This is a genomic window from Cupriavidus sp. YR651 (assembly GCF_900101625.1).
Classification (GTDB): domain Bacteria; phylum Pseudomonadota; class Gammaproteobacteria; order Burkholderiales; family Burkholderiaceae; genus Cupriavidus.
Genome location: NZ_FMYZ01000005.1, coordinates 190,553 through 203,195, shown reverse-complemented (window position 1 = coordinate 203,195; position 12,643 = coordinate 190,553). Strand labels below are relative to the sequence as shown.

The window sequence follows — 12,643 nt, the reverse complement described above, 5'->3', positions numbered from 1 at the left end:
ATCCGTCCTTCCCTTATGCGCTGTTTACGCCTAGCCTAGGTCCGTACCCAGGTACGGAGTCAAGCGATGGAGCACACACTGACAATCGGGAAGCTGGCCAGTGCGGCTGGTGTTGGCGTGGAGACGGTGCGCTACTACCAGCGGTGCGGGTTGCTGCCGGTGCCGGAGCGCGCCTTTGGCGCCATTCGCCAGTATTCGGAACAGAGCCTGCAGCGGCTTCATTTCATTCGCCAGGCCCAGTCGCTCGGCTTCACCCTGGATGAAGTCCGAATACTGCTGCGACAGAACGATGGCAACACATGCGGCACGGCCCGCGCGCTGGCCGAACAAAAGCTCACGCTTGTGGAAGAGAGATTGAAGGATCTGCGGCGATTGCGCGCGGAACTGAAGACGCTCATCGGGCAATGCCACACCCATGGTAATGAGGCGTCTTGCCCCCTGATCGACACGTTGTCGGCCAATATGAGATCAGAGGGCTCGCATGAACCCTCCATGTCCGCGTCGGCAAACGCTCGTCAGTGTTGCGGTGAATGACCGCGATTCCACCGCCCGGGAATCATTGATGAAAGCTGGCGTCCGCGCCGCTCAAGCCGGCGCGCGCAGCGCGAGATTCAACTGGTCTACGGTCTCCACCCAGTCGGCATCCTCGATGAACTCATCGCGCAGCAGAGTCGCCTGGGCCGGCGTCCAGAATGGCGCCTCCCATAGATCAATGTCCTGCGAGAGCGGGGAGTGTTTGGCGATGAAGGCGCGAATGTCGGCTTCTTCGGATGGCAGGCCGAGCTGCGCGAACAGATCAGAGAAATGGTGGAAGGAAGTGTCCATCTGGAACTCCTGACAAGTCGACCGGGGTCGTGCGCGGGACGCTCTGGCAGCGTGGTGCCTGATTCTCGCTCCGCATCGATGCGCTATCAATCCCCGGCAGTGCCCTCGTTACGCGCGTGGCGACCAGACTCGTCCTGATGCGGATCTTTGCGCGACTGCGCGAAATCCGGGGCCATGTCCGTGGAGGGACGCATCATGCATACCGTTGTCAGAACTGATTGCGGAAGCGGCGCAAAGGAGCCATTCGACGCGCTGGAAAAGCACTCATTGCTTTTGCGATGCCCGCTCTCCATAGATGCGCTCGCACCAGCCTGGGCTCGCCCCGAGCATGCGTGACAGTTTGGTGGCGGCAACCAGCTGCACGCGCACGATTTCGGCGCGATCGGCAGCTTCCAGTCTCGAAGCCGGCCCCGAGAGCGCCAGCGCTGCCATGAACTTGTCGCCGGCGCCAAAAAGCGGCGTGGCGAACGCCGCCGTATAGACATCGCGCGCACCAGAGGTGAACCACGGGAGCGGGTCGGCTTTCTGCGCGGTTTCCTCGCCCTTGCCCCAGAACTTCAGCACCGACCCGATCGCGGTGTCATCGAGCGGAAGGATGGTGCCGGGCAGTCGCGTTTCGCGGAGGCCTTCACTCGGTTCGGCACGATACAGGCACATCCGCTGCTCGTCGCCGTGAAGCACATAGTAGGAGGCGCTCTCCTTCGTCGCGGCCGCGAGGTCCTGGAGAACGGGTTCGATGACCGAGCCGAGCTGGAACGACTGCTCGTACAGCTTGCCGAGGTACAGCACGCGTGGGCCGAGCGTATAGCGGCCGTCAGCCGCGCGCACCACGTAGCTCATCCGTTCCAGTGAATTCAACAGGCGGAAGACGGTCGTCTTGTGCATGCCGGACGCGGCGGACAGTTGCGCGAGTGACAGCATCTCGGCGCCCAGCCGGAAACAGTCGAGCAGGCCGAGCGCTTTCTCGACTGCAGCTACCCCGTGGTTACTCATAGATCGTTCCAGTGCAGGTTTTTTGCATTGTACGATGTACAACACCATTTTGTACCGTACACGGGTAAACGATAAATGGAATGGCAGCGTGAACGGATTATATTTGTCTCACGGAAATACAACGATGTTGTACAGAGTACAACGCAACACGGAGACAACGAATGCGTTCGACGCGATCCCTTCTTCTGGCGGCCTTCGCGGCCACATCGATGTCGGCCCATGCGGCCTGGCCGGACGACCGGCCCATCGAGGTTTATGTCGGCTTTGCGGCGGGTGGTGGTACTGACCTGCTGGCGCGTGCGATGGCGCCGTACCTGCAAAAACACCTGGGCGGCAAGGCGCGCATCGTCGTGGTGAACAAGCCCGGCGCGTCCGGCGAGATTGCCTATGTGGGGCTATCGCGCGCCGCCGCGGATGGCTACACGCTCGGGATCATTTCCACGCCGTCGTTCCTCACCATTCCCATCCAGCGCAAGCCGAAGTACGAACCCGCTGCGATCGTTCCGCTGGCCCGCGTGATCGATGACCCCGCGATGTTCGTGGTGGCGGGGGACAGCAAGCTGGCTTCCCTGGCCGACCTCGTGGCGAAGCTCAAGGCCAACCCTGAAGGCCTGTCGATGGGCAGCAACGGCATTGGCACCAACGGGCACATGGCGGCGCTGGCGCTGCAGCAGTCCACGGGCGCCAAGGTCAACCACATTCCGTTCGCCGGCACGTCGCAGACCAAGACCAGCCTGCTCGGTCATCACATCGACGTGATGGCCATGAGCACAACCGAATACACCGAGGCCGATCGCGCGTCGAAGGACGTGAAGATCCTGGCTCAGCTCGGCGAGGCGCGCCGTCAAAGCGTGGCCGATGTGCCGACCGCCCGCGAGCAGAAGCTCGACATCGTGATCTCTTCCGAACGTGGCTTCGCCGCGCCGCGCGGCTTGCCGCCGGACGTCAGCAAGCGTCTGCAGGCCGCCATCGAAGCCACGACCAGGGACCCCGAATTCCTGGCGCGCGCTGTCAATGAGGCGCGCGGCATCTCCTATCTGTCCGGCGCGGCGTGGAGCCAGCACATGGCCACGCAGCGCGGCAAGTTCGAAGGCCTGTGGAAGACCGCTTCCACCAAATAATCCCTGTTTCTGCAATATCTGGAGTCGTACATGAGCACCCAAGCCAAAGCATCTCCCGCGATTCGTCGCGAATATGAGCGCGTCTCGCCCGAACTGGTGGCGCGTGCGTCGCAATTCCAGGCCGCCATCCTGGCCGACGTCGTGGGCCGTCGCGGCACGCTGAATGCGCGCGTACAAGGCCTGTCGGCTTCGATGAAGATCGCCGGCCCCGCACTGACCGTGGAAGTCCGCCCGGGCGACAACCTCATGTTTCACGTGGCCCTGGCCATTGCAAAGCCGGGCGATGTGATCGTTGTCGACGGAAAGGGGGACCAGACTGCCGCCCTGTGCGGCGAGATCATGGCGACCCAGGCGCAGGAATCCGGTGTTGCGGGCTTTGTCATCGACGCGGCCGTGCGTGACTCCCATGAGCTGGCCCATGGCAAGTTCCCGGTCTTCTCCGCCGGCACCAACCCGTGCGGCCCGACCAAGGCCATTGGCGGCCTGGTGAACTGGCCCGCGTCGGTGGCCGGTGTGGCGATCAACCCCGGCGACCTGATTGTTGGCGACGCCGACGGGGTCGTGGTCATCCCGCGTGAAGACGTGCCCGCCATTCTCGAACTGGCGCAGAAGAAGGTGGATGCCGAAGCCCGACGCATCGCCGCCATCAAGGCCGGTGACCTGCGCCCGGGCTGGCTGGACGGCGAACTGCGCGCCGCAGGTGTCCTGGCCGAGGGGGAATCGCTGTGACCGGAACCAGGAAGCCCGCCGTCCTGGTCACGGGGAACGATCTCGCGCCGGAGGCCCTGCATCTGCTCGCCGACTTTGACGTCTGCTTCGCCGGCAAGCAGCCAGCCGAGGACGCCATCGAGTCGCTGGCGCGTGAAAAGGATCCCGTCGCCATCATCGTGCGCTACGGCAAGGTTGGCGCCGGCGTCATGGACGCGGCGCCGTCGCTCAAGGTGATTTCGAAGCACGGGAGCGGCATCGATGTGATCGACCAGCAGGCTGCGGCCGAGCGGGGCATTGCGGTGAAGGCAGCCGTTGGTGCGAATGCCGCCGCGGTGGCGGAGCATGCGTGGGCGCTGATCCTCGCGTGTGCCAAGGCCGTCCCCTTCCTGAACGACCGGATGCACGGCGGGCACTGGGACAAGGCGACCCACAAGACGATCGAGCTGAACGGACGCACGCTCGGCATTGTCGGGCTCGGCGAGATTGGCCGTCGCGCCGCGGTGATCGGCGTCGCCACCGGCATGCGCGTCATCGCCTTCGATCCCTATGCAAAGACGGCGCCGGACGGCGTGACGCTCGTGGACCTGCCGCAGTTGTACCGGGAATCGGACGTGGTGTCGCTGCACTGCCCGCTGACGGAAGAGAATCGCGGCATGCTGAACCGCGAGACGCTGGCGACGTTCAAGCATGGCGCGATCCTCGTCAACACGGCGCGCGGCGGCCTGATCGACGAACCGGCGCTGGTCGAGGCTCTGCAAAAGGGCCAGTTGTACGCCGCCGGGCTGGACAGCTTTGCCATCGAGCCGATGCCCGCGGTGCACGCGTTTCGCGAGATTCCCAACCTCATCCTGTCTCCTCATATCGGAGGCGTCAGCGACGCGGCCTACGTCAACATGGGGGTGGGCGCCGCACGGAACGTGCTTGCGGTCCTGCAGCACGCGAACCAGCTCGCGTAAGTGCCGCAGGGCGCATTCCGATAGTCAAAACAAGCGTGCCGCGGCAAGATAGACGCGTCTGCCGCGGCACCAGGGGACAACATCATGATTCACCGAACAGTTGCTTACGTCGCCATCATGGCGACGCTCTTGTGCACCGGCATGGCACCCGCCGCCGCGGCTTACCCCGACAAGCCGGTGCGGATCGTCGTGCCGAATCCTCCCGGCGGCGCCGTTGACGTGGTGACCCGCAAGATCGCCCAGAAGCTGACCGAGCAGACCGGGCAGAGTTTTGTGGTCGAGAACAAGCCGGGAGCATCGGGCACGATTGGGACGTCACAGGTCGTCAACGCGGTGGCCGACGGCTACACGCTGCTGGCGAACGACAATTCCTATACGACGCTGCCCTATGTCTTCAAGAAGCTGAACTGGGATCATCAGACGGCGCTGGTGCCGATCGCGCCGTTCGCGTTCTCGCCGGTCGTGCTCGGCGTCAAGGCCGATTCGCGTTTCAAGGACCTCGCCTCGCTGGTCAGCTACGCCAAGGCACATCCCGGAGAGGTGACATTTGGAACCGGCGGCCCGGGCAGTTCGCCGCATTTCGCCGCCGAGGCGTTCCAGCAGGCAGCGGGCATCAAGCTGATGCACGTTCCGTACAAGGGCGCGGGCGAAGCCATGGTCGGGCTGCTGTCCGGCAGCGTGGACCTGCTGGTTGTGTCGACGCCGACCGCGCTGGCGCCTGTGAAAGGCAAGCAGATGCGTCTGCTGGGCATCAGCGGAAAGAGCCGGGTGGATGTGTTTCCGGACGTTCCGACCTTTGCGGAAGCCGGCGTCCCCGCCTTCAGCCTGTTCAACTGGTCCGGCCTGGCCGCACCGAAGGGCACGCCAGCCGATGTCGTGACCCGGTTGCAAGCCGAGATTCACAAGGCGCTCCTGGCCCCCGACATGAAGTCATTCCTGGCGTCGATGGGCGCGCAGCCAGGCAATATGGACAGCCCCGCGTTTGCGCAACTGATCCAGCGGGAAACCGCGCAGTGGGCTCCCGTCGCGCAGCGGGCCCAGATCGAAAAGCAATAAGCCAGGAGCCAGCCATGTTTCTCGCCCAGCAACCCGTCGTGCGTGACGCCAAGGTGCTGACAACGCTTCCGGATTCATTCCGTCGGCACGACAAGGACAATGCGTGGGCGCACGCCAATCGCGGAGGGGCCACCATCGACTCGTTCCTCGAAGGGCCGGTGTGGGCCGAGGATCATCTCTGGGTGACCGATATTCCCTATGGCCGCGTGTTTCGCGTGTCGATGCAGGGCGACTGGGAACTCGTCGCGGAGTATGACGGCGAGCCGAATGGCATGAAGCGCCTGGCTGGCGGGGACTTCCTGATCACCGACTATCGCAACGGCCTGGTTCGCCTGGATATCAGGACGGGCAACGTGAGCCCTTTCCTCGAGCGCAGGAATTCGGAGCGGTTCCGTGGCGTCAACGATCTGACGTTCGATTCGGCGGGCAATCTCTATTTCACCGACCAGGGCCAGACCGGCATGCATGATCCTGCCGGTCGCGTGTATCGCCTGAGCCCGGGGGGCAAGCTCGACCTCCTTCTGGCCAATGCCCCCAGCCCGAATGGATTGGTGCTGTCGCCGGACGAAAAGGTGCTGTTTGTCGCGATGACACGCGGCAATTGCGTCTGGCGCGTGCCATTGCAGGCGGATGGTTCGGTGAGCAAGGTCGGCCAGTTCTTCACGTCCTACGGGCCGAGCGGCCCCGATGGCCTCGCCATGCGTTCCGACGGGCATCTGCTGGTGGCGAATCCCGGGCTCGGCTATGTCTGGGTTCTCAATCATCGTGCCGAGCCTGTGGAGGTGATTCGCAGTCCGACGGGCGCATCGCTGACCAACCTCTGCTTCGGCGGCGAAGACGGCAAGACGCTGCTCATGACCGAATCGACCACAGGCGCCATCCTGTGCATCGACATGCCGATGGGCGGTGCGCCCGTGCACGGAGGACGGCTCGCCTGAGCCAGCTTCGCGCCTGATTGACAGCGCCGTGACGGTGGTGGACAGTTGCCTCCATCGGTGCCGGAAGGAAATTGAGGCACTTTTGCTGGCATCGGCGCGCCAGGCCAGGGTTCAGCCCTGGCCTCCGCCTCGACTATAGGAGGATGTCATCATGATGCGCACGCCGATTGCCCTGGTATTCGCTGCCGTGCTCGCGCTGCCGGGCTGCACTTACTACGGATACCCGGCCCCGGCGGGGGCGCCGGCCAGCTACGACCGTTCGTTCTACGCGGCCGCGGATGCCATGCGGGATCAGGGCCTGACGGTCACCAATCAGGACCCCGGCAGCGGCATCGTCGTTGGCACGCAAGGCGGCGACACCGTGACGGCCAGTGTCCGCCAGCAGGGTGACGGCAGCGTGCGCGTGGAATTCAACGCTGCCAACCCGCGCGATTCCGGCCTGCTCGACCGCGTCTCACGCAGCTACGACCGCCGGATGGGACGCTGAAGCTGGACTCGCTCACCGGCTGATCGTGGTGTCGGCCACCGGCATATGGGCTGCGGTCTGGTCGAGCACCACTTCCGGCTCGTCGGCCTCGATGTCCGACTCGCCATCCAGCCTGCGGTGCATCCGCTCGACATCGAGGTCGCCAGTCCATTTCGCCACGACCACCGTGGCCACGCCGTTGCCGATCAGGTTGGTCAGCGCGCGCGCCTCCGACATGAAGCGGTCGATGCCGAGAATCAGGGCCAGCCCCGCCACCGGAACATGTCCCACCGCCGACAGCGTGGCCGCCAGCACGATGAAGCCACTCCCGGTGACGCCGGCGGCGCCCTTGGAGGTCAGCAGCAGCACGGCGAGCAGCGTGAGCTGCTGCGTCAGGGTCATGTCGGTGTTGGTTGCCTGGGCGATGAACACCGCCGCCATCGTCAGGTAGATGGAGGTGCCATCGAGGTTGAAGGAGTAGCCGGTCGGGATCACCAGTCCGACGACGGACTTGCGGGCGCCCAGGTTCTCCAGCTTGGCCATCATCCGCGGCAACACGGATTCCGACGACGACGTGCCCAGCACGATCAGCAACTCCTCCTTGATGTACTTGATGAATTTCCAGATCGAGAAGCCGTGCACCCGGGCGATGGTGCCCAGCACGACGAAGATGAAAAACAGGCAGGTGGCGTAGAAGGTCGCCATCAGCTCGCCAAGCTGCAGCAGCGAGCCCACGCCGTACTTGCCGATGGTGAAGGCCATGGCGCCGAAGGCACCAATCGGCGCGACCTTCATGATGTAGCCGACGATGGTGAACAGCACGTGCGAGAACTTCTCGATGAAGTCGAACACCAGCGTGCCGCGGCCGCCGAACCTGTGCAGCGCAAAGCCGAACATCACCGCGAACAGCAGCACCTGGAGGATCTCACCCTTGGCAAAGGCATCCACCACCGTGTTCGGGATGACGTGCAGCAGGAAATCGACCGTGCCTTCCAGTTTGCCGGGCCCCGTGTAGGCGGCGATGCCCTTCGTGTCGAGGGTGGATGCGTCGACGTTCATGCCGGCGCCGGGTTTGACGATGTTGATGATCAGCAGGCCGACCAGCAGGGCAATACTGCTCACGACCTCGAAGTACAGCAGCGCCAGCCCGCCGGTCTTGCCAACCTTCTTCATGTCCTCCATGCCGGCGATGCCCACCACGACCGTGCAGAAGATGATCGGCGCGATGATCATCTTGATCAGCTTGATGAAGCCATCCCCCAGCGGCTTCATCGCCTCGCCGGCGTGCGGATAGAAATGGCCGAGGATGACGCCGAGAATAATGGCGGTGATGACCTGGAAGTAGAGGGATTTGTAGAGCGGCTTCCGGTGATCGGCTTTGTCCATCATCGTCTCCATTGCTGGTTCACTGTCGGCATCCGGATGCCCAGCCGGGTCAATCGGTTGGACATGCCTGTGCGCGCTGCGCGTTGGCATCAGCCGTCGTCACCGCCGTCATCCTGGCGTTGCGGAGAACGGTCGAGGAAATGTCAGTATATGCACGGGGCGCACGGTGCCAAACCGTCGTTCGGCCGAGCGCTGCCGCGAGGGCGCCCGGCGGTAGCGGGATGCTTGTCTCTTTCGATCCGAAGCCGCCGTTGATCTTTCCATCCCGGCGCCGATCCGCGCCGCGTCCTCCCGTAACAATCTCCTTGACTTGTCGCTATCGGGCACCTTCAATACCGCGAACTATGCAGTGATTAGTTCAACGGGAGGCGGGCATGAGCGAAGAAAAAACAAGTGCGCCGGAGAGCATATGGTCGGTCGGCAACTTTGGGCCGGTGGCGCGGGAGATCGAGTCGTCCAGCCTGGTCATTCGTGGCGAACTGCCGCCAGCGCTCACGGGCACGCTGTTTCGCAATGGCCCCAATCCCCGTTTTCCGACGCCGGCGACGCACTGGTTTGGCGGCGACGGCATGATCCATGCCATTTCGCTGGCCAATGGTCGTGCCGCCTATCGCAACCGATGGGTCCGCACGCCGAAGTGGCGGGACGAGGACCGGGCCGGGCGCGCGCTGTTCCGGACGTTCGCCGGCAAGGTGCCGGACGCGCCCGAGTGGGTGGGCGATGACCGGGGCGTCGCCAACACGAATATCGTCTGGCACGCCAACCGGTTGCTGGCACTGGAAGAAGGGCACCGGCCCACCCTGATGGCGCCGCGCACGCTCGACACCCTCGGCTATGCGGACTATGGCGCGCAGCAGGGCCCCTTCACGGCCCACCCGAAGATCGATCCGCAGACCGGGGAAATGTTTTTCTTTGGCTACAACGCCGATGGGCCGCTCACGCGCGGCATCACGGTGGGCACGATCGGCCCCGACGGGCGCCTCGCGCGCTATGCGAAGTTCGATGCGCCGTATTGCAGCATGGTGCACGACTTCATGATGACGTCGCGGCATCTGCTGATACCGATCCTGCCCCTGACCGGCAGCCGCGAACGGGTGGAGAAGGGGCTGCCGGCCTATGCGTTCGAGGCCGGCCGCGCGGCGATGATCGGCGTCATGCGGCGCGACGCGCCTGCGGCGGACCTGCGCTGGTATGAAGGCCCCGCCTGCTATGTATTTCACGCGATGAACGCCTGGGAGACCGACCACGCGCTGGTGGCCGATGTGATGGTCTACGACGAAGTGCCGTTGTTTCCGCGCCCCGACGGATCGCCCGGCGACCCCTCGCGGCAACAGGCCTATCTGGCTCGCTGGACGTTCGACCTCGCCGACGGATGCGGCGCGTTCACAAGCGAGCGCCTGTGCGATATCCCCGGCGAATTTCCGCGCATCGACGAGCGCTTCGCGGGGCGTCGCTACCGGCATGGCTGGTTCGCGGCGTCCCGGCCCGGCGAAGAGGGGTTGAGCGGCATTGTCCATATCGACGTCTCGGCGGGTGCATCGCGCACCTGCTGGCTGCCATCGGACGACGCCACATCGGAACCGGTGTTCGTACCACGCGGCACCGAGGAAGGCGACGGCTGGATCCTGGCCGTGGTGTGGCGCGGCGCCTCAAATTCCAGCGAGCTGCTGGTTTTCGACGCGCGCGAGATGGAAGCCGGCCCGGTGGCGACGGTGGAGTTGCCACAGCGCGTGCCATTCGGCTTCCATGGCAATTGGGTGGAAGGAGAGTTCGCATGAGCCAGCTCTTGCGTGTGGCAAAGCCGGTCGTGTTCGATACGCTCGGCGTCCTGGTGTTTGCGGTGCTGATGGCACTGGGCGTGGATGTGCGGATCGCCACGCTGGCGGGGCTGGTGGTGGCGCTGGCTGTGGTGGGTCGGGAACTGATGCATCGGCGGCCGGTGGCGGTGCTTCAGTGGATCAGCCTGGCGTCGGTCGTGGTGTCGTCGGTGGCGACGTGGCTGACGTCGGACCCGCGTTTCGTGATGGCAAAGCCCAGCGTCTTGTTCCTGATCATCGGACTGGTCATGCTGCGCAAGGGTTGGATGAACCGCTACGTTCCGCCCGCCGTGGCCCCGCGCGTGCAGCCCGAGATGACGTTCTTCGGCTATGTCTGGGCGGCGCTGATGCTGGTGTCGGCCGCGCTCAATGTGGTCGTGGCGGTCTGGCATGCGGCGTCGTGGCCGGCCTTCATCGCGGTGTTTCCGGCGGCATCCAAGGGGCTGCTGTTCTGCGTGCAGTACGCCACCGTGAAGGCGGCGCTGCGCAGGCGTCCGGCGGCGCAGGCATCGGAGCCCGTGGATAGCCAGATCGCCATGTAAGATGGCGACCCTTGCTTTTCCTGTTCAGGCATGACCCAAGACTCCAACGCCGCCATGCGGCAACGCCGGTCACGCAAGGCGGCACCGGGCGGTGCGACCAAGCCGGAAGGGCAGTGGCACCATGGCGACCTGCGTGCGTCGCTGGTTGCCTGGGGTCTGCATCTGCTGGATACCGAAGGCATTCCCGCCATGAGCATGCGGACGGCAGCGAAGCTCGCGGGGGTGTCGCCCGGCGCGCCGTCCCATCATTTCCACGATCGCAATGGCCTGCTGGCCGCGATTGCGGCGCAGGCGTTTCGCGAACTCAAGGATTTCAAGAGCATCCGCGCGGCCAGGCTGCCGAACGCGACGCCGGCGGACCGGCTGCGAGGGCTGCTCGTGGGCTACGCCGAGTTTGCACAGGCATACCCTGCGCGCTTTCACCTGATGTTCGGCCCCACCATCGAACGGCGCAACGAATATCCGGAGTTGATCGAGGCGGCCGGCAACTCGTTCTCGCGCGTGCGGCACGCGGTGGAGGCATGCCTGGCGGGGCGGACGCCGGCCCACTTGTCGGAAGACAAACTCGCGTTCGCGGTGTGGATTGCCGCGCACGGCCTTGCCACGCTCACGGCCAGCAACGAGCGTGTGACGGCCATCTCCGCCGAACCGCTCGATGTCGACCAGATGGCCGAGGTCGTCGCCGAATTCTGCCTGCAGGCCTTGCGGGCATGCTCGGAAGCCGCGCGATGACGCGCACCGTGAGCCGGCGGACGCCGGCCACCGAACAAGCCCGCCCGAGCGATCGTTATTCCGGCTGGATTCCCGCTTCCTTGACGACCTTCCCCCACTTCGCCAAATCTGACTTGATCTGCGCCGCATAAGCTTGCGCAGTGCCGCCCTGGACCTCGATGCCGGCCGCCTCCAGCTTGGCGCGTACCTCGGGCAGCTTCAACGCGGCATTGATCTCGGTGTTGAGTTTGGCCGCGATGTCTTTCGGCGTGCCCGCAGGCGCCAGGAAGCCGCCATTGGTGCTGGCGTCATAGCCCTTGAGACCTTGTTCTTCGGCGGTCGGGACATTGGGCAAGGTCTTGGATCGGTTTCGGCTCGATACCGCGACGGCGCGGACGTTGCCGGCCTTGACCTGTTCCTGGATGGCGCTGATGGTGTCGATGTAGAGCACCGTGCGGCCTGCCACCAGGTCGGGCTGGGCGGCGGACGAGCCCTTGTAGGGAATCAGCAGCATGGGCACGCCGCTCACCATGCGGAACATTTCCGCAGCCATCTCCTGGGCGCTGCCGCGGCCGGAGGTGGCAACCTTGGCCTCGGCGGGATTGGCCTTCATCCAGTTGACGAGTTCGGGCATCGTCTTGACCGGAAGTTTCGGATAGATCGCAAACACCAGCGGGATTTCGTGGGTGTAGACGATCGGCTCGAAGCTCTTTTCCGGATCCCAGCCAAGGTTCTTGAAGAGGAATTTATTGATGTTGTGGCTGCCGCCCACGATGCCGATGGTGTAGCCATCGGGTTTGGCGTTGGCCAGCACTGCGGTACCCAGGTTGTTGGATGCACCCGGACGGTTCTCGACGATAAAGGGCTGCCCAAGCTTGACCGACAGTTTTTCGCCGACGACGCGGGCGATCAGGTCGATGCCGCCTCCGGCCGGTGCCGGGACGATGATGGTGACGGGTCGCGTCGGGTAGTTCTGTGCCGACGCCAGGCCTGCCGCCATCATCAGGGCAGCAGGGACGGCCAGGGTCTTGATCAGCGTGGTGAATTGCATCGTTGTCTCCTTTTATGTTCTGGGTGGCTATGTCTCAAGTCCGACGCCCCCGCCGATGCCAGGCGGCTCG

At 64.6% G+C, this 12,643-nt stretch carries 14 protein-coding genes; 10 read left to right on the top strand and 4 right to left on the bottom strand.

Annotated elements, in window-relative coordinates:
- The first annotated feature begins 66 nt into the window (after positions 1-66).
- Positions 67-534, top strand: a complete 468-nt coding sequence (locus BLR29_RS15975) for a MerR family transcriptional regulator (protein WP_092137993.1) — start codon at positions 67-69, stop codon at positions 532-534.
- A gap of 51 nt (positions 535-585) precedes the next feature.
- Here the strand turns inward: BLR29_RS15975 and BLR29_RS15970 are convergent, their stop codons facing one another.
- Both BLR29_RS15970 and BLR29_RS15965 read right to left on the bottom strand, forming a co-directional pair.
- Positions 586-825, bottom strand: a complete 240-nt coding sequence (locus tag BLR29_RS15970; RefSeq protein ID WP_092137992.1) for a DUF2789 domain-containing protein — start codon at positions 823-825, stop codon at positions 586-588.
- A 264-nt stretch (positions 826-1,089) separates the two neighbouring features.
- Positions 1,090-1,818, bottom strand: coding sequence for an IclR family transcriptional regulator (locus BLR29_RS15965; protein WP_092137991.1), 729 nt, complete (start codon positions 1,816-1,818; stop codon positions 1,090-1,092).
- A 161-nt stretch (positions 1,819-1,979) separates the two neighbouring features.
- On the opposite strand from BLR29_RS15965, the gene BLR29_RS15960 reads away from it, so the two are divergent.
- The 6 genes from BLR29_RS15960 (at position 1,980) to BLR29_RS15935 (ending at position 7,087) form a co-directional block, all read left to right on the top strand.
- Positions 1,980-2,939, top strand: a complete 960-nt coding sequence (locus BLR29_RS15960) for a tripartite tricarboxylate transporter substrate binding protein (protein ID WP_092137990.1) — start codon at positions 1,980-1,982, stop codon at positions 2,937-2,939.
- Between the two features lie 30 nt (positions 2,940-2,969).
- Positions 2,970-3,668, top strand: a complete 699-nt coding sequence (locus BLR29_RS15955) for an RraA family protein (protein ID WP_092137989.1) — start codon at positions 2,970-2,972, stop codon at positions 3,666-3,668.
- A complete protein-coding gene (locus tag BLR29_RS15950) occupies positions 3,665-4,606 on the top strand; it encodes an NAD(P)-dependent oxidoreductase (RefSeq protein WP_092137988.1) in 942 nt (313 codons plus the stop codon). The genes BLR29_RS15955 and BLR29_RS15950 overlap by 4 nt, the downstream gene beginning before the upstream one ends.
- Before the next feature lie 84 nt (positions 4,607-4,690).
- A complete protein-coding gene (locus tag BLR29_RS15945) occupies positions 4,691-5,662 on the top strand; it encodes a Bug family tripartite tricarboxylate transporter substrate binding protein (protein ID WP_092137987.1) in 972 nt (323 codons plus the stop codon).
- 14 nt (positions 5,663-5,676) lie between these two features.
- Entirely contained in the window at positions 5,677-6,600 is a 924-nt protein-coding gene (locus BLR29_RS15940; protein WP_092137986.1) for an SMP-30/gluconolactonase/LRE family protein, read from the top strand.
- 154 nt (positions 6,601-6,754) lie between these two features.
- Positions 6,755-7,087, top strand: coding sequence for a hypothetical protein (locus BLR29_RS15935; protein WP_092138253.1), 333 nt, complete (start codon positions 6,755-6,757; stop codon positions 7,085-7,087).
- A gap of 12 nt (positions 7,088-7,099) precedes the next feature.
- On the opposite strand, the gene BLR29_RS15930 is transcribed toward BLR29_RS15935, so the two are convergent.
- Positions 7,100-8,452 carry a dicarboxylate/amino acid:cation symporter gene (locus BLR29_RS15930; RefSeq protein ID WP_092137985.1) on the bottom strand — a complete coding sequence of 451 codons (1,353 nt, stop codon included), beginning with the start codon at positions 8,450-8,452 and terminating at the stop codon, positions 7,100-7,102.
- A 374-nt stretch (positions 8,453-8,826) separates the two neighbouring features.
- Between BLR29_RS15930 and BLR29_RS15925 the strand changes: the two genes are divergently transcribed.
- From BLR29_RS15925 to BLR29_RS15915, 3 genes are read left to right on the top strand one after another with little or no spacing between them, the layout of a single operon-like run.
- On the top strand, positions 8,827-10,230 hold the full coding sequence (locus BLR29_RS15925) for a carotenoid oxygenase family protein (protein ID WP_092137984.1): 1,404 nt from the start codon (positions 8,827-8,829) through the stop codon (positions 10,228-10,230).
- Positions 10,227-10,811, top strand: a complete 585-nt coding sequence (locus BLR29_RS15920) for a septation protein IspZ (RefSeq protein WP_092137983.1) — start codon at positions 10,227-10,229, stop codon at positions 10,809-10,811. The genes BLR29_RS15925 and BLR29_RS15920 overlap by 4 nt, the downstream gene beginning before the upstream one ends.
- Before the next feature lie 30 nt (positions 10,812-10,841).
- Positions 10,842-11,543, top strand: a complete 702-nt coding sequence (locus tag BLR29_RS15915) for a TetR/AcrR family transcriptional regulator (RefSeq protein ID WP_092137982.1) — start codon at positions 10,842-10,844, stop codon at positions 11,541-11,543.
- A 55-nt stretch (positions 11,544-11,598) separates the two neighbouring features.
- On the opposite strand, the gene BLR29_RS15910 is transcribed toward BLR29_RS15915, so the two are convergent.
- A complete protein-coding gene (locus tag BLR29_RS15910; RefSeq protein ID WP_092137981.1) occupies positions 11,599-12,573 on the bottom strand; it encodes a Bug family tripartite tricarboxylate transporter substrate binding protein in 975 nt (324 codons plus the stop codon).
- Positions 12,574-12,643: the final 70 nt, after the last annotated feature.

Excerpts from the sequence above, each read along its gene's own strand:
- BLR29_RS15960 (WP_092137990.1), top strand. The coding sequence starts at position 1,980 with ATGCGTTCGACGCGATCCCTTCTTCTGGCGGCCTTCGCGGCCACATCG.
- BLR29_RS15925 (WP_092137984.1), top strand. The coding sequence starts at position 8,827 with ATGAGCGAAGAAAAAACAAGTGCGCCGGAGAGCATATGGTCGGTCGGC.
- BLR29_RS15935 (WP_092138253.1), top strand. The coding sequence starts at position 6,755 with ATGCGCACGCCGATTGCCCTGGTATTCGCTGCCGTGCTCGCGCTGCCG.
- BLR29_RS15930 (WP_092137985.1), bottom strand. The coding sequence starts at position 8,452 with ATGGACAAAGCCGATCACCGGAAGCCGCTCTACAAATCCCTCTACTTC.
- BLR29_RS15975 (WP_092137993.1), top strand. The coding sequence starts at position 67 with ATGGAGCACACACTGACAATCGGGAAGCTGGCCAGTGCGGCTGGTGTT.
- BLR29_RS15910 (WP_092137981.1), bottom strand. The coding sequence starts at position 12,573 with ATGCAATTCACCACGCTGATCAAGACCCTGGCCGTCCCTGCTGCCCTG.
- BLR29_RS15920 (WP_092137983.1), top strand. The coding sequence starts at position 10,227 with ATGAGCCAGCTCTTGCGTGTGGCAAAGCCGGTCGTGTTCGATACGCTC.
- BLR29_RS15955 (WP_092137989.1), top strand. The coding sequence starts at position 2,970 with ATGAGCACCCAAGCCAAAGCATCTCCCGCGATTCGTCGCGAATATGAG.
- BLR29_RS15945 (WP_092137987.1), top strand. The coding sequence starts at position 4,691 with ATGATTCACCGAACAGTTGCTTACGTCGCCATCATGGCGACGCTCTTG.
- BLR29_RS15940 (WP_092137986.1), top strand. The coding sequence starts at position 5,677 with ATGTTTCTCGCCCAGCAACCCGTCGTGCGTGACGCCAAGGTGCTGACA.
- BLR29_RS15965 (WP_092137991.1), bottom strand. The coding sequence starts at position 1,818 with ATGAGTAACCACGGGGTAGCTGCAGTCGAGAAAGCGCTCGGCCTGCTC.
- BLR29_RS15970 (WP_092137992.1), bottom strand. The coding sequence starts at position 825 with ATGGACACTTCCTTCCACCATTTCTCTGATCTGTTCGCGCAGCTCGGC.
- BLR29_RS15915 (WP_092137982.1), top strand. The coding sequence starts at position 10,842 with ATGACCCAAGACTCCAACGCCGCCATGCGGCAACGCCGGTCACGCAAG.